The 18,903-nt window shown below is 61.9% G+C and carries 23 protein-coding genes; 6 read left to right on the forward strand and 17 right to left on the reverse strand.

The window, feature by feature from the left end; all coding sequences use genetic code 11:
- Positions 1-741: LysR family transcriptional regulator (locus K0F86_RS26600; protein WP_219137125.1), on the reverse strand; the 741-nt coding region annotated here is incomplete at its 3' end.
- Positions 742-855: 114 nt separating this feature from the next.
- Here K0F86_RS26600 and K0F86_RS26605 point away from each other — a divergent pair.
- Both K0F86_RS26605 and K0F86_RS26610 read left to right on the forward strand, forming a co-directional pair.
- A complete protein-coding gene (locus tag K0F86_RS26605) occupies positions 856-1,854 on the forward strand; it encodes an aldo/keto reductase (protein ID WP_219137126.1) in 999 nt (332 codons plus the stop codon).
- Positions 1,855-1,962: 108 nt separating this feature from the next.
- A complete protein-coding gene (locus K0F86_RS26610; RefSeq protein ID WP_219137127.1) occupies positions 1,963-2,601 on the forward strand; it encodes an NAD(P)H-dependent oxidoreductase in 639 nt (212 codons plus the stop codon).
- Between the two features lie 56 nt (positions 2,602-2,657).
- On the opposite strand, the gene K0F86_RS26615 is transcribed toward K0F86_RS26610, so the two are convergent.
- The 3 genes from K0F86_RS26615 to K0F86_RS26625 all read right to left on the reverse strand — a co-directional run bounded on the left by K0F86_RS26615 (position 2,658) and on the right by K0F86_RS26625 (position 5,157).
- Positions 2,658-3,965 (reverse strand): ATP-binding protein, encoded by a 1,308-nt coding sequence (locus K0F86_RS26615; protein WP_219137128.1) that lies wholly within the window; start codon positions 3,963-3,965, stop codon positions 2,658-2,660.
- Positions 3,965-4,627, reverse strand: coding sequence for a response regulator transcription factor (locus K0F86_RS26620; RefSeq protein ID WP_219137129.1), 663 nt, complete (start codon positions 4,625-4,627; stop codon positions 3,965-3,967). Before K0F86_RS26620 ends, K0F86_RS26615 begins: the two co-directional genes overlap by 1 nt.
- 182 nt (positions 4,628-4,809) lie before the next feature.
- Complete coding sequence (locus K0F86_RS26625; protein ID WP_219137130.1) at positions 4,810-5,157, reverse strand: hypothetical protein; 348 nt, start codon at positions 5,155-5,157, stop codon at positions 4,810-4,812.
- Between the two features lie 422 nt (positions 5,158-5,579).
- Here K0F86_RS26625 and K0F86_RS26630 point away from each other — a divergent pair, with 422 nt between their 5' ends.
- Positions 5,580-6,779, forward strand: a complete 1,200-nt coding sequence (locus tag K0F86_RS26630) for a YbfB/YjiJ family MFS transporter (RefSeq protein WP_219137131.1) — start codon at positions 5,580-5,582, stop codon at positions 6,777-6,779.
- Between the two features lie 38 nt (positions 6,780-6,817).
- Positions 6,818-7,351 carry an ankyrin repeat domain-containing protein gene (locus tag K0F86_RS26635; protein ID WP_219137132.1) on the forward strand — a complete coding sequence of 178 codons (534 nt, stop codon included), beginning with the start codon at positions 6,818-6,820 and terminating at the stop codon, positions 7,349-7,351.
- A gap of 256 nt (positions 7,352-7,607) precedes the next feature.
- On the opposite strand, the gene K0F86_RS26640 is transcribed toward K0F86_RS26635, so the two are convergent.
- From K0F86_RS26640 to guaB, 4 genes are all read right to left on the reverse strand, one after another.
- A complete protein-coding gene (locus K0F86_RS26640) occupies positions 7,608-8,957 on the reverse strand; it encodes a hypothetical protein (protein ID WP_219137133.1) in 1,350 nt (449 codons plus the stop codon).
- A 23-nt stretch (positions 8,958-8,980) separates the two neighbouring features.
- Positions 8,981-10,552 (reverse strand): phage tail sheath C-terminal domain-containing protein, encoded by a 1,572-nt coding sequence (locus K0F86_RS26645; RefSeq protein WP_219137134.1) that lies wholly within the window; start codon positions 10,550-10,552, stop codon positions 8,981-8,983.
- Positions 10,553-10,914: 362 nt separating this feature from the next.
- Positions 10,915-12,525: a glutamine-hydrolyzing GMP synthase gene (gene guaA, locus K0F86_RS26650; RefSeq protein ID WP_219137135.1), complete on the reverse strand. Its 1,611-nt coding sequence runs from the start codon at positions 12,523-12,525 to the stop codon at positions 10,915-10,917.
- A gap of 66 nt (positions 12,526-12,591) precedes the next feature.
- The gene (guaB, locus tag K0F86_RS26655; protein WP_099764098.1) at positions 12,592-14,052 is read right to left on the reverse strand and encodes an IMP dehydrogenase; all 1,461 of its coding nucleotides are present in this window, start codon (positions 14,050-14,052) and stop codon (positions 12,592-12,594) included.
- A 275-nt stretch (positions 14,053-14,327) separates the two neighbouring features.
- On the opposite strand from guaB, the gene K0F86_RS26660 reads away from it, so the two are divergent.
- Positions 14,328-14,600: a hypothetical protein gene (locus K0F86_RS26660; RefSeq protein ID WP_219137136.1), complete on the forward strand. Its 273-nt coding sequence runs from the start codon at positions 14,328-14,330 to the stop codon at positions 14,598-14,600.
- Positions 14,601-14,610: 10 nt separating this feature from the next.
- Here the strand turns inward: K0F86_RS26660 and K0F86_RS26665 are convergent, their stop codons facing one another.
- The 3 genes from K0F86_RS26665 to K0F86_RS26675 are packed head-to-tail and all read right to left on the reverse strand — an operon-like array spanning position 14,611 to position 15,426.
- Positions 14,611-14,853, reverse strand: coding sequence for a hypothetical protein (locus K0F86_RS26665; RefSeq protein WP_219137137.1), 243 nt, complete (start codon positions 14,851-14,853; stop codon positions 14,611-14,613).
- A 10-nt stretch (positions 14,854-14,863) separates the two neighbouring features.
- Positions 14,864-15,118, reverse strand: coding sequence for a hypothetical protein (locus K0F86_RS26670; RefSeq protein ID WP_219137138.1), 255 nt, complete (start codon positions 15,116-15,118; stop codon positions 14,864-14,866).
- Entirely contained in the window at positions 15,115-15,426 is a 312-nt protein-coding gene (locus K0F86_RS26675) for a hypothetical protein (RefSeq protein ID WP_139335860.1), read from the reverse strand. Before K0F86_RS26675 ends, K0F86_RS26670 begins: the two co-directional genes overlap by 4 nt.
- Positions 15,427-15,993: 567 nt before the next feature.
- On the opposite strand from K0F86_RS26675, the gene K0F86_RS26680 reads away from it, so the two are divergent.
- Positions 15,994-16,710 (forward strand): hypothetical protein, encoded by a 717-nt coding sequence (locus K0F86_RS26680; protein WP_219137139.1) that lies wholly within the window; start codon positions 15,994-15,996, stop codon positions 16,708-16,710.
- A gap of 105 nt (positions 16,711-16,815) precedes the next feature.
- Here K0F86_RS26680 and K0F86_RS26685 read toward each other — a convergent pair whose 3' ends face one another.
- The 6 genes from K0F86_RS26685 to K0F86_RS26710 form a co-directional block, all read right to left on the reverse strand.
- On the reverse strand, positions 16,816-17,160 hold the full coding sequence (locus K0F86_RS26685; RefSeq protein ID WP_257572397.1) for a hypothetical protein: 345 nt from the start codon (positions 17,158-17,160) through the stop codon (positions 16,816-16,818).
- Positions 17,157-17,552, reverse strand: a complete 396-nt coding sequence (locus K0F86_RS26690; RefSeq protein ID WP_219137140.1) for a hypothetical protein — start codon at positions 17,550-17,552, stop codon at positions 17,157-17,159. The genes K0F86_RS26685 and K0F86_RS26690 overlap by 4 nt, the downstream gene beginning before the upstream one ends.
- Positions 17,549-17,884, reverse strand: coding sequence for a DUF6527 family protein (locus K0F86_RS26695; RefSeq protein ID WP_071076204.1), 336 nt, complete (start codon positions 17,882-17,884; stop codon positions 17,549-17,551). Before K0F86_RS26695 ends, K0F86_RS26690 begins: the two co-directional genes overlap by 4 nt.
- Positions 17,881-18,345 (reverse strand): D-Ala-D-Ala carboxypeptidase family metallohydrolase, encoded by a 465-nt coding sequence (locus K0F86_RS26700; protein WP_219137141.1) that lies wholly within the window; start codon positions 18,343-18,345, stop codon positions 17,881-17,883. The genes K0F86_RS26695 and K0F86_RS26700 overlap by 4 nt, the downstream gene beginning before the upstream one ends.
- On the reverse strand, positions 18,336-18,596 hold the full coding sequence (locus K0F86_RS26705) for a hypothetical protein (protein ID WP_219137142.1): 261 nt from the start codon (positions 18,594-18,596) through the stop codon (positions 18,336-18,338). Before K0F86_RS26705 ends, K0F86_RS26700 begins: the two co-directional genes overlap by 10 nt.
- On the reverse strand, positions 18,593-18,903 hold a 311-nt coding region (locus K0F86_RS26710; RefSeq protein WP_219137143.1), incomplete at its 5' end, for a restriction endonuclease. The genes K0F86_RS26710 and K0F86_RS26705, both read right to left, overlap by 4 nt.

Here is an 18,903-nt window from a genome sequence, read left to right on the forward strand (position 1 = left end):
GCGCGCATCGGCTTCATACACATACGCCAGTCCCGCGCCATCGCGGGCCGCGCGCAGCATCAGTGCATCGTCGTCGAACACCAGCGGGCCGTTGACGGCGATGCTGACGGCTTCCCCCTCATGCTCGAACTCCCACGCATACTGGCGCCCGCTGGGAAAACGCCGGCCCATGCAGGCGTGCGCCAGCAAGTCGCGCGGCGTGCCTGGCGCGCCATGCGCCGCCAGGTAGGCGGGCGACGCCACCACGACGAACGGTTGCGGCGCACCCACGGGCACGGCGATCATGTCGGCCGCCACCTGCTCGCCGAAGCGGATGCCCGCGTCAAAACCGTCGCGCACGATATCGATCATGCCGTCATCGGTGACCACTTCCACCTGCACGCGCGGATAACGGGCGACAAAACCGGCCAGCATGGGCGCCAGCAGCAGCCGCGCGGCCGGACGGGGCACGTTCAGGCGCAGCTTGCCTGCGGGCACATCCTGCAAGGCGCTCAAGTCTTGCAAGGCATCATCGATTTCGCGCATGGCCGGCGTGAGCCGCGCCAATAGCTGCCGCCCCGCCTCGGTCGGCGTGACGCTGCGCGTGGTGCGGTTCAGCAGGCGCACGCCCAGGCGCTCTTCCAGCGCGCGCAATGCGTGGCTGAGGGCGCTGGCGGACACGCCCCGTTCGAGGGCCGCCTGGCGAAAGCTGCGCAGGCGGGCGACGGCGGCAAAGGCCGTCAATTCGTTGAGGTCAGCCATTGTCGAGGAAAAAATTCATGAACAAAATTCAGTAATACATGCAGGATTGGCTATCTTATCGCATGCTGTTGCTTCACCCATACTCCTTGCATCTTTTTTGAAGAGGAGTGAAAAATGGAACACAGAACACTGGGCAACTCCGGCTTGCGCGTCGCCCCCATCGGCCTGGGCTGCATGGGCATGAGCTTTGCCTACGGCGGCGCCGACGAAGCCGCCTCGCTGCGCGTGCTGCACCGCGCCGTGGAACTGGGCGTCACCCTGATCGACACGGCCGAAGTCTACGGCCCCTACGCCAACGAGGAACTGGTAGGGCGCGCCCTGAAACAGCTGCGCGGCAAAGTCAGCATCGCCACCAAGTTCGGCTTCAAGATATTGCCGCACGGCCAGGGTGTGGAACGCATGGCGGGCGTGGACAGCCGCCCGGAGCACATCGTGCAAGCCGTGGAAGCCTCGCTGTCCAGGCTGGGCATCGAGTGCATCGACTTGCTGTACCAGCACCGCGTGGACCCCGCCGTGCCCATCGAAGACGTCGTCGGCGCCATGGCCGAACTGGTGCGGGCGGGCAAGGTGCGCCACCTGGGGCTGTCGGAAGTGTCGGCCGCCACCCTGCGCCGCGCCCACGCCGTGCACCCGATTGCGGCCGTGCAGTCGGAATATTCGCTGTGGAGCCGCGACGCGGAAGCGGACGTGCTGCCCGCCTGCCGCGCGCTCGGCATCGGTTTCGTGCCCTACAGCCCGCTGGGCCGGGGCTTCCTGACGGGCCAGTTGCCTTCCAGCGCCACACTGGCGCCAGACGACTACCGCCACAGCCTGCCCCGCTTCCAGCCGATGGCGATGGCGGCCAACGCGACCATGGTGGCCGAACTGCGGCGCCTGGCGGCGGCGCGCGGCGCCACGGCGGCCCAGCTGGCCCTGGCCTGGCTGCTGGCGCAAGGCGACGACATCGTGCCGATTCCCGGCGCCCGCAGCCTGGCCCACCTGGAAGAGAACGTGGCCGCCGCGCAACTTACCCTGAGCGACGCCGAGCTGGCCGCCATCGGCGCCGCCATCGCGCCCGCCAGCGTGCAGGGCGCGCGCTACCCGGAGGTGGAGCTGGCCATGGTGGGGCTGTAAAGGGCACGCGACAGCTCATCTATACAACTCTCTTTGCGGCACCGCACTTGAAATGGCTGAATCCGCTATCATTTCCAATCTGAACTATTCACTCTGAAAGGGATTCACATGTCCGCACTGCTCGAAACACTGCAATGGCGCTACGCCACCAAGAAGATGGACCCGGCGAAAACGGTGCCGCAAGACAAGGTCGAGCGCATCCTGGAAGCCGTGCGCCTGACGGCCAGCTCCAGCGGGCTGCACCCGTATGAAGTGTTCGTCGTGACGAATCCGGCCCTGCGCGAGCAGATCAAGCCGCACGCGTGGAACCAGTCGCAAGTGACAGACGCCTCGCATCTGCTGGTGTTTGCCGCCTGGGACAATTACACGGTGGAACGCATCAACGCGCGCTTTGACCTGGTCAACACCGTGCGCGGCTTCAAGAATGAAGGCTGGGAAGCGTACCGCCAGCAGATCCTCGCCACGTATCCGCAGCGCGATGCGGAAACCAACTACCAGCACGCGGCGCGCCAGGCGTATATCGGCGTGGGCACGGCCCTGATCGCCGCGGCGCAGGAAAAAGTCGATTCGACGCCGATGGAAGGTTTTGATCCGGCCAAAGTCGATGAAATCCTGGGCTTGCGCGAAAAAGGCCTGCGCTCCGTCGTCATGTTGCCGCTCGGCTACCGCGCCGACGAAGGCGACTGGCTGGTGGACCTGAAAAAAGTGCGCCCTTCGCGCGAGCAGTTCATCACCGAGCTGGCGTAAGCGCCTCGCCAGCGATTGAAAAGCGGATGCCCTCACCGGCATCCGCTTTTTTTCGTTCAGGCCGCTTGCGGGAAGCGCACCGTCACCTGCAGTCCCCGTCCCGCCGCCCCATCGGCCAGCGCGATATCGGCCCGGTGGTGCTCGGCGATGTGGCGCACGATGGACAGGCCCAGGCCGCAGCCCCAGGCGTCGTTGCCGTCGGGGCGGAAGAAGCGGTCGAACAGCCGTGCATGGTGCTGGCGCGGCACGCCGGGACCGTTGTCGGATACGCGCAGCAGGGGCCGGCCCTCTTCCAGCGCGGCCTGCAAATCGACCCTGCCGCCGCGCTGGGTGTAGCGCAAGGCGTTGTCGATCAGGTTATTCAGCAACACTTGCAAGCCGTCGGGATCGGCCTGCACCAGCACCGGGGCCGGCACGGTTTCCACCACGCCCAGATCGATGGCGCGGCTGTCGGCCAGCGCGCTGTGGTCGGCCACGGCCGCTTCCAGCAACTGTCCCAGATCAACAGTTTGCAGCTGGCTGGCCGTCAGCGCCGTTTCATGGCGCGCCAGGCTGAGTAATTGCCGTACCAGGTGCGTGCTGCGGTCCAGCCTTTCGTGCAGCCGCGCCAGCGCCACGCGGCGTTCTTCCTCGCTGCCGGCCCGCTCGGCCACCTGCAGCTGCAGTTTCAGCGCCGTCAGCGGCGAACGTAATTCATGCGCGGCATCGGCGACAAAGGTGCGCTGCGCCGTCAGCGCCGCCTCGAACTGCCCCATCAGGCCATTCAGCGCCAGCGCCACGGGCCGCAGTTCGGGCGGCATGTCGTCGGCCGCCAAGGGCGTGAGCGTATCCGGCGAACGGCCCGCCACCGATTCGGCGAGCCGGTGCAGCGGCGCCAGCGCGCGCCCCACCACGGCGACGATCAGCAGTGCCAGCAGCAGCGCGAACGCCAGCAAGGGCGCGCCGGCGCGCATGGTCATTTGCCAGGCCAGCTGGTCGCGCACGGCCTGCGCCTGCGCCACCTGCACGTAACGGCCGCGCCGCGTCTCGCCGTACAGGCGCCAGTCTTCGCCGCGCAAGGTGACATCGGCAAAGCCGGCCAGCGCGTAGCGCGGCAGTGCAGGCTGATCCGGCAAGACGGGCAAGGGCTGTCCATCCTCGTCCCACGCCTGCAGCACGAACGCTTCTTCCGGCTCTTGCGCGGCCGGCGAGCCCGTCTGCGGCTCGAACTCGTCGGGCAAGGCCACTGCCAGCTGGCGCAGCTGCAAATCGGCCAGCTCATTGGCTTCTTCCAGCAGCGAGCGGAACAGCGAAATGCCGGCGCCGAGCACGCACAGCAAGGTGGCGGCCAGCAATCCGAGCAGCAACTGGCGGCGGATGGTCATCAAGTTGCCACCCGCATCTTGTAGCCCACGCCGCGCACGGTCTGGATGCTGTCCGCGCCGAATTTCTTGCGTAACTGGTACACGTAGACGTCGACGGTATTGCTTTCCACTTCGCTATCCCAGCCGTACAGTTTTTCGCCAAGTTGCCGTTTCGACACCACCTTGCCCGGATGGTCGAGCAAGGCGCGCAGCACGGAAAACTCGCGCGGCGGCAACTTGATCAGCTCTCCCTCGAACGTGACGTCGTGGCTGGCCAGGTCCAGGATCAGCGCGCCATGCTCGATGACGGAGCGCGAACGGCTGACCCGGCGGCGCAGCAGCGCGCGGATGCGCGCCAGCAGCTCGTCGAGGTCGAACGGTTTCACCAGATAGTCGTCGGCGCCGCCGTCGAGCCCTGCCACGCGGGCCGGCGTGCCGTCGCGCGCCGTGATGATCAGCACGGGCAACTCGGCGCCCCGCGCGCGCATGGTGCGCAGCACGTCCATGCCCTCCTTGCCCGGCAAGCCCAGGTCCAGCAGCATCAAATCGTAGCCGAAGCCGGCCAGCGCCAGCTCCGCATCGTGGCCGTCGCGTACCCAGTCCACGGCATAGCACTCGCCGCGCAAGCCCTCGACCAGGCTTTCCCCGATCATCGGATCGTCTTCCACCAGCAACACGCGCACCTGGGCCTCTCACAGTCTTGAAATGCCGTCATCTTACTCTCGTACGCAGTGCCCCATCGCTGCACCGGCCCGGCCGGATGCCAGCAACGTTCCGAACAGCTGATCGCCAAGGGCGGCACCCTGGCCGTCGACGTGTGAGCAGCGCCAGGGTCGGCGCTGTAGCTGGCGCCGCAGGCAAGGTCTTACCGATCCTGGTTGCGGTTCAAGGTCACGTCCCCTTCAGTGGCCGTGGCCGAGTGCGCATCGACAGGCTGCGTGGTCACGACGGGCGTGGCGTTGACGTACCAGTCGCTGTCGAACTGGCTGTAGGGATTGGTCTTGGTGAGCGCGGCGCCATGGCTGCGCACGTCGAGCGGGATTTGATGGTCGTAGACGAACGCTTCGATGGGGCCAGGCACGCCCTTCAATACTTGCCAAGCAGGAATCTGGTAATTGCTCTGCGGGTTCTGCGGCTTCAGGAACACCAGCTCGGTCTTGTCTCGCATCTCGTCCGACTCCACGTTGTAGCTGATGTTAATTTGCGTATTCATCATTTGCTCCCTGCTGTGGCTCTGCCCGGACTCAAGAAAAACAGCGCCGGACGACGAGTCCGTGATTTCCTCTGGCGCTGGTCATCACTACGAACGATGCGGCGGCGCTCGCCTGGCACCGGCAGGATCAGGAGCAAGCTGCAAAATTTATTTTGGGCAAGTAAATTTCCCAATTACAATTATATGGAATTGCATGTCTTATAAATCCCTCCAAAAGTAACGATGACAAGGATTGCCTTGGTCCCTGCACTATTCCGTGCGCGGGGCATGCTTGACTTCTCAGCACCGATTCATTAACTTGGCAGTAAAAACCGTCGCGCGGTGAGCACCGTATGCCACTGTCGCCCACCACCCTGGCCGCCGGCCTGCCCCACCCGGCGCCAGCGCCACTGCACGTTTTCACATAGATGGGTCACCAGGCCATGCCGACACACGATCATTCCCCGGCCCATCCGCTGGCCACGGCGCTGGCGCTCTCGCTGGGTGCCGCCGTCGCCCTGGGCCTGTCGCGCTTTTCGTATGGCTTGCTGCTGCCGCCCATGCGCGCCGATCTGGGCTGGTCCTACCTGCTGGCCGGGGCCATGAACACCTTCAATGCGCTCGGCTATTTCCTGGGCGCCCTGGCCACGCCGGCCCTGATGCGCCGCCTGGGCGTGTGGCGCTTGCTCATCATTGGTTGCGTGCTGGCCAGCGTCTTCATGCTGATGTCGGGCCTGGTCAGCGATACGACCGCCCTGTTCCTGCAGCGCGTGTGCGCGGGCGTGGCCAGCGCCTTCATTTTCATCGCCGGCGGCGTGCTGGCGGCGCGGCTCGGCTCCATGCACAGCCAGCGCGCCGGCTTCTACATCGGCCTGTATTACGGCGGCACGGGTTTCGGCATCGCGCTGTCGGCCCTGCTGGTGCCGGCGGCGCTGGCGGCCGCTCAGGCACATGGCGCCGCGCATGCCTGGCAATGGCCCTGGCTGGCACTGGGCATCGCCTGCCTGCTCGCCACCGCCATCATGGCCCTGCCGGCGAAAGCCATCGGCGAAGCGCCACGCGCCCTCGACACGCCACGGCGCTTCGCCTGGCGCGATTTCGCCCCCAGCCTGGCCGGCTACTTCATGTTTGGCGTCGGCTATATCGGCTACATGACCTTCGTCATCGCCCTGCTCAAGCAGCAAGGCATGCCACCGGCGCGCATCACCGTGTTCTACACCCTGCTGGGCCTGGCGGTAGTGGCGTCGTCGCGCATCTGGGCCCGCATGCTCGACCGCTACAAGGGCGGCGAATCGCTGGCGATATTAAATGGCGTGCTGGGCGTGGTGACCATCCTGCCCGCGCTGACCAGCTACGTGCCCGTCGTGTTCCTCTCTGGCCTGGTCTTCGGCGCCGTGTTCCTGTCGGTGGTGGCCTCGACGACGGCCCTGGTGCGGCATAATCTGCCGCAGCAATCGTGGACGGCCGGCATAACGGCCTACACGACGGTGTTCGCGCTGGGCCAGATCGTCGGCCCCATCGCGGTCGGCTGGATCGCCGACGGCCCGGCAGGACTGGAGCGGGGCTTGATCGCCTCGGCCATCGCCCTCTTCATCGGCGCCGCATTGGCCGCGCGGCAAAAGGCGCTGGCGCCGGCCGCATAGTAGACTGCTGGATCGACCACCTGCGCAGAAAGATCACGATGAACACCGATGCACGGAAAGCCCCGGCAACGATGGATGCCGAAACGCTGGAATTCATCCAGGGCCTGTTTGCCCTGGTGCGCGAAGGCGACACGCAGCAACTGGGCGCCATGCTCGCGCAAGGCGTGCCCGTCAACTTCCGCAACGAAAAAGGCGACAGCCTGATCATGCTGGCCAGCTACCTCGGCCACCTGGAAACGTCGCGCCTGCTGCTCGAGGCGGGCGCCGACGCCAACGTGCCCAACGACCAGGGCCAGACGCCGCTGGCCGGCGTGGCCTACAAGGGCTACCTGGAGATCGCCGAACTGCTGCTGCGGCACGGCGCCAAGGTGGAAGGCGCCAGCCCGGACGGCAAGACACCGTTGATGATGGCCGCCATGTTCAACCGCCTGGCCATCCTCGAACTGCTGCTGCGGCACGGCGCGCGCATCGATGCCGTGGACAGCCGCGGCATGAGCGCCGTCAAGCTGGCCAAATCCATGAATGCGCAGGAGACGCTGGCCCGCCTGGGCAGCCTGGGGCAGACGGCATAGCCAACGCCGACATCACCGGCAGTTTTGCGACTGCCATTGGAGCGTTCAGGAAGCGCTCTGCCGCACCAAGCGCCCGCGCTCATTCGTCGTGCCTGGCGCCGGGTCGGAATGCCGAACGCCGGCACGGCCGAGCCGCCCATGGCCGACAAACTGAACAGCATCGCCAGCGGTTCGGCATCGGCAAAGCGCGCCCAGCAGCGCAGCGGTGATTGCGGCCTCATCGCTTGGCGTGCAACGGGCCTACTGGGATAGGCTCTTAGTCGGGCTGACAAGACTCGCCTGTGACCAGCAACGACAGCGCCTCGCGTCCCAGTTTCAGCGGGTGACCGAGCAGGGTCCAGGGCGCAGCGCCGTCGGCTGGCCACTCGTCCCATGCCAGCAAGCCAAGCCTGCGCAGCGGCGCGCCGGCGCCGAACAGGCGATGCGTGGCCAAGCGTGCCGCCAGCCGGTCGCCAGCCAGCAGAAATGACGCGGTCTCGGCGGTAGGCCAGAAACCCCGGTGACTGCCGCCCTGCCCGCCGAACTCGCTGAACGGCAAATCCAGGCTGGCGTTGCGAATCAGGAAACTGTCCAGCGCCTGCGGACGCACATGCGGCGCCAGCGCAAGAATCAGCACCAGCCGCTCCTCGGTACTGAGCCCCCATTTGCGCAACGCCAAGGCATACGGCGCGTGCGCCGGCAAGGTGGGCGGCTGCGGCATGCGAGGCGCGTCGGCGCGCTGGAAATACTGCGCCATCGACGCCGCGATGACGGCATCCAGCCAGGCCAGCTCCGCCTCCAGCGCCTTGGCGGCCGTGATTTCGATGTCCCTCATGTTCACCGTGTTCGCATGCATGAAGAACGGCCCGCCCTGGTCCGGCGCGTGTGGCCCGGGCAGCTGGCCCTGAGGGTCGGCCCCGACCTGCAGCGCGGTGCCAATCTGCAAGCCCGGTATGGCAGGGGCATGCACCTGCCCGCTGTCACTGGCGACGCAGGGCGGCGGCAGGGCGAAAGTGAGCTCGGTCACCCAGTTACCGTGTTCCAGCGTGTGCTCCACGCGGGTGATATACACGTCGCCGTCGAAGCGCTTGCCCAGTCCGGCCAGTTCGATGGTCTTGCCCGGCACCGCCAGCACACTGCCCTGGAAACTCACCGTACCGCGCACGCCGGAGCGCGCATCCAGCTCGGCACTGAACGCGAGGATCGACTCGCCATAGGCGACTAGCAGTACGCAGCTGTTGTCGGCTTGCACCGGCGCTCCGACGGCAACCTCGGCGCAGCTCAGCACCAGCTGCGAGCCGCCCTGTCCGCCTATCCGCATGCCGTGCTTGACGATGATGCCCTTGAAGACGGTGCTGATGTTCGGGTGGTAGCCTATTGCGACCTCCACCGTCACGCCGGGCAGCAGCGTGTCGGCCGTACTAAGCTTGAATCCCCCCGTGGACGGATCGCCGTCGGCGAGCACGATGCGCGCCGTGCCCAGGCGATTGAGCTCGCCCGTGACGTGTATGCTTTCGACTGCATAGTCATCCGGCATGACATGCCCGTTCAGCGTGACCATCATCGACACCAGGCTGGTCTTGCCACCCAGCGGCCTTCGGCCTGGGTCTTGCGGTACTCCTGCCATCACAATGACTCCTCGATAAGCGTTCAGGAAACCAGCTGTTGCTGCTGGAATGTCAGCACGATGAATTCGGCCGGATGAAGCAATGCCACGCGTATCGACACGCGCATATAACCGTTCAGGATATCGTCGCCGCTCATGCTGCTGCCCAGACCGATCTGCACGCTGAACGCATCCTGCGCCTTGGCGCCGGCCAGCGCGCCGCTCTGCCACTGGTTGGTCAGGAAGTTGGAGATCATGTTCTGCACCGCCGCCCAGGTCGTGGCCGCGTTGGGCGCGAAGACATAGGCGAGCATCGCGTTCTTGATCGATTGCTCCAGCATGATCAGCGTGCGACGCACGTTGATGTAGCGCCAGTCATCGCTGTTGCCATCGAGCGTGCGCGCGCCCCACACCACCAGGCCACGCGTGGGAAGGGTGCGGATCGCGTTGACCGCCCGCCCGTCGAGCGGCATGTTCAGATCCTCCTGGTCGTCATGCGAGATATCCACCATCGGCGAGAGCGCCCCCATGATGCTGGTGTTGGCCGGCGCCATCCACACGCCAGCACTTTCATCCGTCCGCGCGTACACGCCAGCCATGGCGCAGGCCGGCGGCAACTGGTTGGCCAGCGCCAGCATGTCGGCCACCACGCGCTGGTACAAGGGACTCACCTGCCGAAGCTGGTCATGACAGCGCGCAATCACCGCCGTGCGGCTTTCCGTGCCGGCTGGCAGCGGAACGGCGTCGGCCGGCAGCCGATGTGGGATGGCGGCATACAGGGTGTTCATGTTGCCTTGCATCTGCGCGGAGGGGTGCGGCTTCATCGCCGCCAGTTCGGCCTTGAGCGCGTCAGCCAGCAACGCCAGCCCTGCGTCTTGCAGGCTGTCGTAGGTGATGCTGCCTTCGTCGACCACATCAAAATTGAGCCACGGATAATAGGCCGCGCCGTAGTTGAGGAAATTGCTGCCGATTTTCTCGCGCAAGCCATCCTTCTTGCCGGAAATAACATCACCGTCCGGGTCAAAGGTACGCTGCCTGCCGCCGCCATGGATGTCGATCAGCGCCATGCGGTTCTGCATGCCGCCGCAATGCTGGAGCGCCGCCTGCCAGAACTGGTAGCAATCGTCCGCACCAGCGAGCAAGACACTGTCCGGCGCCACGATCAGCGTCACATCCAGCACTTTTTTCAAGGCATCGAACGGGGCTTCCCTGACGCCGGCGGGATCACCTTCCGGCATGAAATCCGAGGCTTGGATACCATAGACCTGGACACTGGCAAAGGTTCCCACCGATATCACGTAGGCCGGTCCGCCGCCGTTCATGAAGTACAGCTTCACACCGTGGTAAAGGAAAAACTGCTGTGCCAATGCGGCGGTGAGGGTCTTCTGGTCGGTGCCGGGGGCCAGCGAAAACCTCGGCACCGGTGGGCCGCCGAAGATACGCACATAGTCCACCAGCGAGCCGATACGGGTGGGAATGCCTGCCTTGGAAACAGGTCCGTCGGCAGCCTTCTCGGTGTAGCCGAGAAACACCGGTATCGCCGTGGCCACCTCGACTACCGTATTGGGAAATGCATCCTGCTCGACGATATACACGCCGGGGGTCTTCAATTGCATCATCGCTCCCTGTCCGGCACTGGGCTTGAAGGCTGGCGCGGCGGCCGCAAGCTGAATGTCAACATACGATAAACAACGGCAAAAATCGCCGTGTCAGTGATTTGTGAGCAAGCCAAGTTGGCGCCACCTTGGCGACAAGTAATTATTTTAATATGAAATTTTGTTTTTTAATAAATTAAAAAAATATTGCTGTATCCGCAGTTAAAAAAGACATTGCGTAAAATAGCGTCGATCACATGCTCTCAGCGCTTGTTCGCGTTCAACGTACTGCTGCAGGGGGCTGGCTCCATAAAAAAAAGCCCTGTAAAAACAGGGCTTTGGCTTATTCAGTCATCCGACATGCAAAATTTTCTGAGGGAAACTCACTCCCACTCGATGGTCGCCGGCGGCTTGCCCGAGATATCGTAGACGACGCGGTTGATGCCGCGCACTTCATTGATGATGCGGTTCGATACCTTGCCCAGCAGGCTGTGCGGCAGGTGCGCCCAGTGGGCGGTCATGAAGTCCTGCGTCTGCACGGCGCGCAGGGCCACCACGTATTCGTAGGTACGGCCATCGCCCATCACGCCCACCGATTTGACGGGCAGGAAGACGGCGAATGCCTGGCTGGTCGCTTCGTACCAGTTCGCCGGCAGCGCGTCCGGGTCGACGGCCTGGCCGGCGACGAATTCGTACGGCGTGTTGCGCAGTTCTTCGATGAAGATGGCGTCGGCGCGGCGCAGCAGGTCGGCAAAGTCTTTCCTGACTTCGCCGAGGATGCGCACGCCCAGGCCCGGGCCCGGGAACGGGTGGCGGTACACCATGTCATGCGGCAAGCCCAGGGCCACGCCCAGTTTGCGCACTTCGTCCTTGAACAGTTCGCGCAAGGGTTCCAGCAACTTGAGCTTCATGGTGTCCGGCAAGCCGCCCACATTGTGGTGGCTCTTGATGGTCTGGCCCTTTTTGCCCTTGCCGGCCGATTCGATCACGTCCGGGTAGATCGTGCCTTGCGCCAGCCATTTGGCGTTGACCAGTTTGCCGGATTCCACCTGGAAGACTTCGACGAATTCGCGGCCGATGATCTTGCGCTTCTGCTCGGGGTCGGTGACGCCGGCCAGGTGGCCCATGAACTGCTCTTCCGCATCGACGCGGATGACTTTCACGCCCAGGTTCTTGGCGAACATGTCCATCACCATCTTGCCTTCATCCAGGCGCAGCAGGCCGTGGTCGACGAAGACGCAGGTCAGCTGGTCGCCGATGGCGCGGTGGATCAGGGCAGCGGCTACGGACGAATCGACGCCGCCGGACAGGCCCAGGATGACGTCGTCGGTACCGACTTGCGCGCGGATTTTTTCCACCGCTTCGCTGATGTAGTCGGGCATGTTCCAGTCCGACTTGCAGCCGCAGATTTCATGCACGAAACGGCCGATGATGGCCTTGCCCTGCACCGTGTGCGTCACTTCCGGGTGGAATTGCACGCCGTAGAACTGGCGTTCTTCGTCGGCCATGGCGGCGATCGGGCAGCTCGGGGTGTTGCCCATCAGCTTGAAGCCTGGCGGCATTTCCAGCACTTTGTCGCCATGGCTCATCCACACTTTCAGCATGCCGTGGCCTTCGTCGGTGACGAAGTCGGCAATACCGTTGAGCAACTTGGTATGGCTGCGGGCGCGCACTTCGGCGTAGCCGAATTCGCGTACCAGGCCATTTTCCACCTTGCCGCCCAGCTGGGCCGCCATGGTTTGCATGCCGTAGCAGATGCCCAGCACGGGCACGCCCAGCTCGAACACGGCTTGCGGCGCGCGCGGCGAGTCGCCGTCCAAGGTGGAATTGTGGCTGCCCGACAGGATCACGCCGGCGGCGCCATAGTTGCGCACGAATTCGTCGCTGACGTCATACGGGAAGACTTCGGAAAACACACCGGAATCGCGCACGCGGCGGGCGATCAACTGGGTGACTTGGGAACCGAAATCGAGAATGAGGATTTTAGAATGCATGATGGGGACTTTATCTGGGGTCATTACAAAACCGGCGCACTGGGCGCCGGTCTGGTCTGTCGCTAATTACTCTGAACGGTAGTTAGGTGCTTCTTTCGTGATTTGCACATCATGGACATGCGACTCGCGCATGCCGGCCGAGGTGATTTCCACGAATTCCGCTTTTTCGCGCAGTTCGTCGATGGTGGCGCAACCGCAGTAACCCATCGATTGACGCACGCCGCCCACCAGCTGGAAGATGATCGCCAGCACGCTGCCTTTGTAGGCCACGCGGCCTTCGATACCTTCAGGCACGAACTTGTCGGCCTTCATGGTGGCGTCCTGGAAATAACGGTCAGCCGACCCATCGGACATCGCGCCCAGCGAGCCCATGCCGCGGTACGACTTGTAGCTGCGGCCCTGGTACAGGATCACTTCGCCTGGCGCTTCTTCCGTACCGGCAAACATGGAACCCATCATGACGGTCGAGGCGCCAGCGGCCAGCGCTTTCGAGATATCGCCCGAGAAGCGGATACCGCCGTCGGCGATACATGGCACGCCCGTACCTTCGAGTGCTTCGGCGACGTTCGAAATGGCCGTGATTTGCGGCACGCCCACACCGGCGACGATACGCGTGGTGCAGATGGAGCCAGGGCCGATGCCGACCTTGACCGCATCGGCGCCGTATTCCACCAGCGCCCTGGCGGCGGCGGCGGTAGCGATGTTGCCGCCAATCACTTCCACCTGCGGGTACTTGGTCTTGATCCAGCGTACGCGATCGAGGATGCCTTGCGAGTGACCGTGGGCCGTGTCGACCACCAGCACGTCGACGCCGGCGGCGACCAGCAGGTCGATACGCTCTTCATCCTTGGCACCGACACCGACGGCAGCGCCGACCAGCAGCTTGCCCTGGCTGTCTTTCGACGCGAACGGGTGGGAAGTCGACTTCTGGATATCCTTGACGGTGATCAGGCCGCGCAGCTCAAACGCGTCATTGACGACCAGCACGCGCTCGAGGCGGTGCTTGTTCATCAGGCGCTTGGCTTCGGCCGTGTCGGCATCTTCATTGACGACGACGAGTTTTTCGCGCGGCGTCATCTTGGCGGAGGCTTCCGCGTCGAGTTCCTTTTCAAAGCGCAAATCGCGGTTGGTAATGATACCGACCACTTCCTTGCCCTTGACGACAGGAAAACCGCTGATGCCGTATTGTTCCGTCAGCGCGATCACGTCGCGGATTTTCATGTCCGGAGGAATCGTGATCGGATCGCGCAGCACGCCAGCTTCGAAACGTTTTACACGGGCCACTTCACGTGCCTGGTCCTTCGGATTCAAATTCTTGTGGATGATACCGATGCCGCCTTCCTGGGCCATCGCGATCGCCAGACGGGCTTCCGTCACCGTATCCATGGCTGCGGACAGCAAGGGAATATTCAGGGTGATATTGCGGGTCAGGCGAGTTTTGAGGGACGTATCGGCGGGCAGAACGTTGGAGTAGGCTGGGACGAGCAGCACGTCATCGAATGTGAGTGCTTTTTGAAGTAGACGCATAGCATTTCCTATTGGCGCAAAAGCAGATTATACAGAAATTCTTGACTCCTGTCTTAAACATTCGCAAACCTCCTTAGACATAGTAAGGATGCCGTTTTCGCATCTTTCTAAATGTCTGGAAAAGTCTGGAAACGTCCACGTTTTCGCCCAAATTTCGCCCCTGTTTTGGCGGCTTCTTCGCCTCTTTCTGAGGCCGCACAAGATCAGGTAGGTAGGCAGCCAACATAATAGAAGGCACTGCCTTCTGTAAGCATAACCCAAAAGGAAAGATTGCAATGAAGCACGCGCTGGGCGCCCTCCTCTTGCTTGCACTGTGCAGTTGCACGTCCAGTGGCATTGTCGAACACCGCGGAGGCGATCTGATCGGGCTGGACAGCTTCGCCCTCGCCACCCGCTACGGCACGCCCGCCAGCTACCAGCACCAGGGCGAATACCTGCAACTGAACTACGGCAGCGATGCGGCCCGCTGCCGAGTTATCGTGCTGGTCGACCAGCAACAGCGCGTGGCCGGCTGGGCATCCGCCGGACAATCTTGCCCAGCACGCTAAGCGGCCACGCTCATGTCGATGGCGACATCGAGACGGTGCAAGGCTCACCATCCAGCTGCACCCGAAGCGAGGCACGGATCAGCCCGGACATGCCGACGCGCGAGCCCAAGCTGCGCTCCAATTCATCGGCCGCCACTGCGATCTCACGCAGGCGCCGAACCTCCCACAAAAGCACGCGCACATCGGCCGAGTCGTTGCGACCTTGGATTTCTTTCAGTTGCTCGATGCTGAGCGGCGCCCGAATCCTACTCATTACCACCTCTTCACAGCACGTTTAGATCGGTCCACATCAGTTCTGCAATGGATGGCTCCTCGTCCAGCTCAGCACGCAAAACATCACGGATCACCGCTGCCGCACCATCAGTTGGCCCCAGGCTGCGCTCCAGCTGGTCCGCCTTGGATACGATTGCGCGCAGGCGCATGATCTCTCGCAGCACGGAGAGCATGTCCGGCGAATCGCTACGGAGCCGGATTTCTACCAGCTCGACTGTAGTTAGGGGCGTTTGAGAATTTCTCATGACCGCATCGGTCGAACGTTCCTAGTATCGGTTTCCGGCTCTGGCATGGCCAGATCCACCGCGCAAAGCCACGACTGCGCAAACTCGACCACATGGCCCTCTGCATTCGTTGTCCGCTCAAACCCTGCCAGCGTGAACTTGCCATCGTTTGCCCACACGATGTGCGGATCGAGCAGTTCCATATAAGGGCCTGGCCTGCCGGGCTGCGTAAGTCGCGCCACCTTCACAGGACGCCGCAGGCCCTGATCAGTCACGTCCATGATGACCAGCATCCCGTAGTGCTTGACGGTGTATCGGTCGTTCAGCATGCGGCGCTCTACAGCCACCCCAGCTGAACGCATCTTAACCACTCTTATCTTCATAGCATTTACCAAAAATACTGTATATACGTACAGTATATCAAGCTGATGCATGTTGTACAGTAAACAAATGTGCGGAGACTCATTGCTAAGCTCACACCGAAGAAGAGTCTACGGAGAGGTGCCGCCTAGCTCTGATTGGCGGCAAGAACGGCACATGGACGCCGCACGGAACGACGTTGATGCAGGAGCTGGGGGTCTTCGCTGGAGTTGAGCGATCGATGCCGAAACCACGTTCGGCCAGGTAGTAAGGTACCCCGGCATTACATGCTGCACGATTATGCGGACGAGAAGCGGGCCGCATGCGGCGCTGGTGGCCGCTACTACCCTGAACTTAGTTCGATATACTTACTTATGTCATTGTTCTGAATAGTTGAGAAAAGGGAACGAAATACAGTGGGAATGCGAAAATTTATCAAGTTGAGCCATCGCCCTCGAAATTTGACAATCAATGAAAATCTAACAAAATAAAAAATAATTTATAAATAACTATAAAATAGAAAAGGAAATATTGCTATGTATTCCCGCGATTTCGTGACACCTTTTTATTCAAAGATAGCACTAGTTCGGGCGCTTGGCCTCATTCCAGAAACGAATAATAATGCACCAAAAAAACTTTATAGATTTCTTACCGATCCAGACTATGCCGATCAATTTGTTAATGGATGCATAAAATTAAGCACATTGAAGATTTGCAGAGCCTTTGATAATCCCGGCCGGGGCGATGCTGCCGAAGGAAGTCTTATATATCGCTCAAGCGGAGTTAAGGGAAAATGGGATGACCCGCATATATTAGAAACATGTAGAAGATCCGGCATCGATGTACGAGGATCGGAGAATGTACAAATTTCCAACACTCAGAATTTCATTGCATTGGAAGATGGAATTATCCTATGCTTAACCAGCGATTTCATACCAGATAAAATGAACAGCGACATCGGCCAATACTGCGTAGAAATCTCAAATCCGCGAAGATTTTTCTATGAAATAACCGCAGAATTAATGCGCAAACACATTATCAAAAATACTTTAATGGGTCAAGTTCAATATATAGGAAGAGAACTTAATGACCTCGAACCACTGAAAGCACCGATCGCATTTTTGAAGCCAGTAGATGGTTATGCTTATCAGAAAGAAATAAGGATGTATTGGGAAGTTGAAAATTCACGATCATTAACCGCTGAATATATAAATTTACCTCACGCTAAAAAATATTGCAAACGAATTCTGTAATGACGTCATCATAATATTATTAATTTAAAAAATACTTGAATTTCGAATTTTTTGATATTGCTAATTTTTTTCGTATAATCTAAGAATTTAACAATCTTTACTGATTTATTGAGTGAGTCGGCACCCCTCGATCAGCGCCTCGATCACTCCCTCATATTTCCGCCCGCGCGGCCAATCACGCGCCAGTGCCAGGATGATCTCGCCATCCGTTGCCGTAAGTGTCAGCTTGTCGAACTCGTAGGCCGGGCGTGGCGGCACCTCGCCGACACACGGCACCATCACTGGCACCTCGACGCGAACCGGCGCCAGCGGAGCGGTGGTGCAGCCGGCCAACGCCAGCATGCTAAAAATGACTGCTAGGTGGCCGGGCAAGAGTAAGCATCCATGCGCCGCGCCAGCTTGTTTTGATTCCTCAGCTGGCCGCCCTATGCTTGCATTATTCTTCCTCATCTCACATTCTCCAGTAGCAACCTGACGGCCGGCATCGTCTCGCCACAGGTCGCGGCGCGCACACCGGCCAGCTGCGCCTGCGCCTTATCGTATCTCTTGCCCGCAGCAGCTGCGGCAGCCTGCGTTGCCGCGCCGCGCTCCTGCGCCGCCAGGGTTGCCTTGGCCATGCCATCGATGGCGCGGTTTTGCTCGCTGATCGAGCCACGCAGCTGCGCGCTAACGTCTTGTTCCAGCACCAGCGCAGCGCGCGCGGTGTCACGGTCGCCCGCTGCCAGCCACCAGCCTGTGCCAGTGGAGCTGGCCACCAGCAGTAGCGTGGTGGCCAAGATGATGGCGGCCGCCTTCCAGATCCCACTGACGGCGGCGCCCGCCAGCACGCTGATGGGGCTCAAGATGCCCGCCAATCTGGCATTTCAACAGTCTGGCTGGCCAGCTCATGGTCGCAATCGCCGAGAAACTGGATCCGGCCATCGATGACGAATGAATGGCACACCTCCGGCGGATCCCCCTCTTCTTTCACAAATGACGAATCGACCGCGCGACCTGTCGTGACCAGCACAGAAGGCGAAAACGTTGGTTTATCGCCGTTGCCATTGAACGACCAGGTGGGGCCGGACCAGCCTTGTCCGGCTTCGTGGACGACGTGATCATAGCCGCAACCGGGGCAATGAAACATCAGCCCGCCCAGCTGGCTGCGCCACAGCTTGCTGCCCAGGGCGCTCACGGCCGCACCTGCAAGATGCCAGCGCGCGTGCCGTGGCGGTCGATGGTGATGATGCGGTTGATCGGCTTGGCCACCATCTTTGTGCTGACATGCACCCAGGTCAGCTCATTGATAATCTGGCCGATACCGAACTCGTCCAATTTCGGCAGTAACGCCTGACATACTTGGTATGGCGTCATGCGCAGCGCCTTGAAGTCAGCCGCGCAGCCGCGCACGTGGTCACTGCCGTCAGTGCTGCCGATGCCCCGATTCACCGGAATCGAGCGGTAGCCGCTGATATTGGTCAGCGGCGTATCGATGCCGGTGCTGGCCGTCAGATAATTGCGGATGCGCTGCAGCATCTCGGCCGTACGCTGCAGTTCGGCCAGCACGACGGCCGGCGGCGTGTTGTCGACACCATGGCGCGCCGCCCAGTCGGAGGCGGTCAGTTCGGCCAGCGAGAAATTTTTACTCAGTTGCATGACGATCCCTTCCAGAACGATGAGCGCCGGTCGACACAGACTAGCGCAGCGATGCCACAATGGAGCAGCACCTCTGGCCAGGCCGGTGTCACGCCGAACAGCATCACGGCGGCAGCACCGGCCGTGAGCGCTATCCAAGTGATGCGGATAGGACTGCCCGTGCCGGGCCGCATATGATTGAGCTCGACGAACAGCCCTCGCGCCAGCACGATAGCCGCCGCCGCCATGTCGATCGAATACAAAATGTTCATGGCAGGTCTCCTTTCTTGCGCAGCCAGGCGAATGCGGCCGGGATGATGACCTGGGCGCACAGGCCCAGGCCGGCTGCGGCGGCGATGCGGATACCCGATTCGCCGGCGCTCGACAGGAATGGAAAATAATTCGCTGCGGTGACGCTGGCCACCGGCGCGAACCAGCCCGCGATCAACGACGAGCCGATCACGCTGCCGGCGATCTGCGGTCCACGCATGGGCGGCAGGTAGGACAGCGAGACTAGGCCGCCGGCCAAGCCGGCCAGCAGCGCGTCATACTGCACGCCCAGGATGGACCCGGTCAGGG

This window comes from Janthinobacterium sp. UMAB-60, from assembly GCF_900095235.1.
Classification (GTDB): domain Bacteria; phylum Pseudomonadota; class Gammaproteobacteria; order Burkholderiales; family Burkholderiaceae_D; genus Janthinobacterium.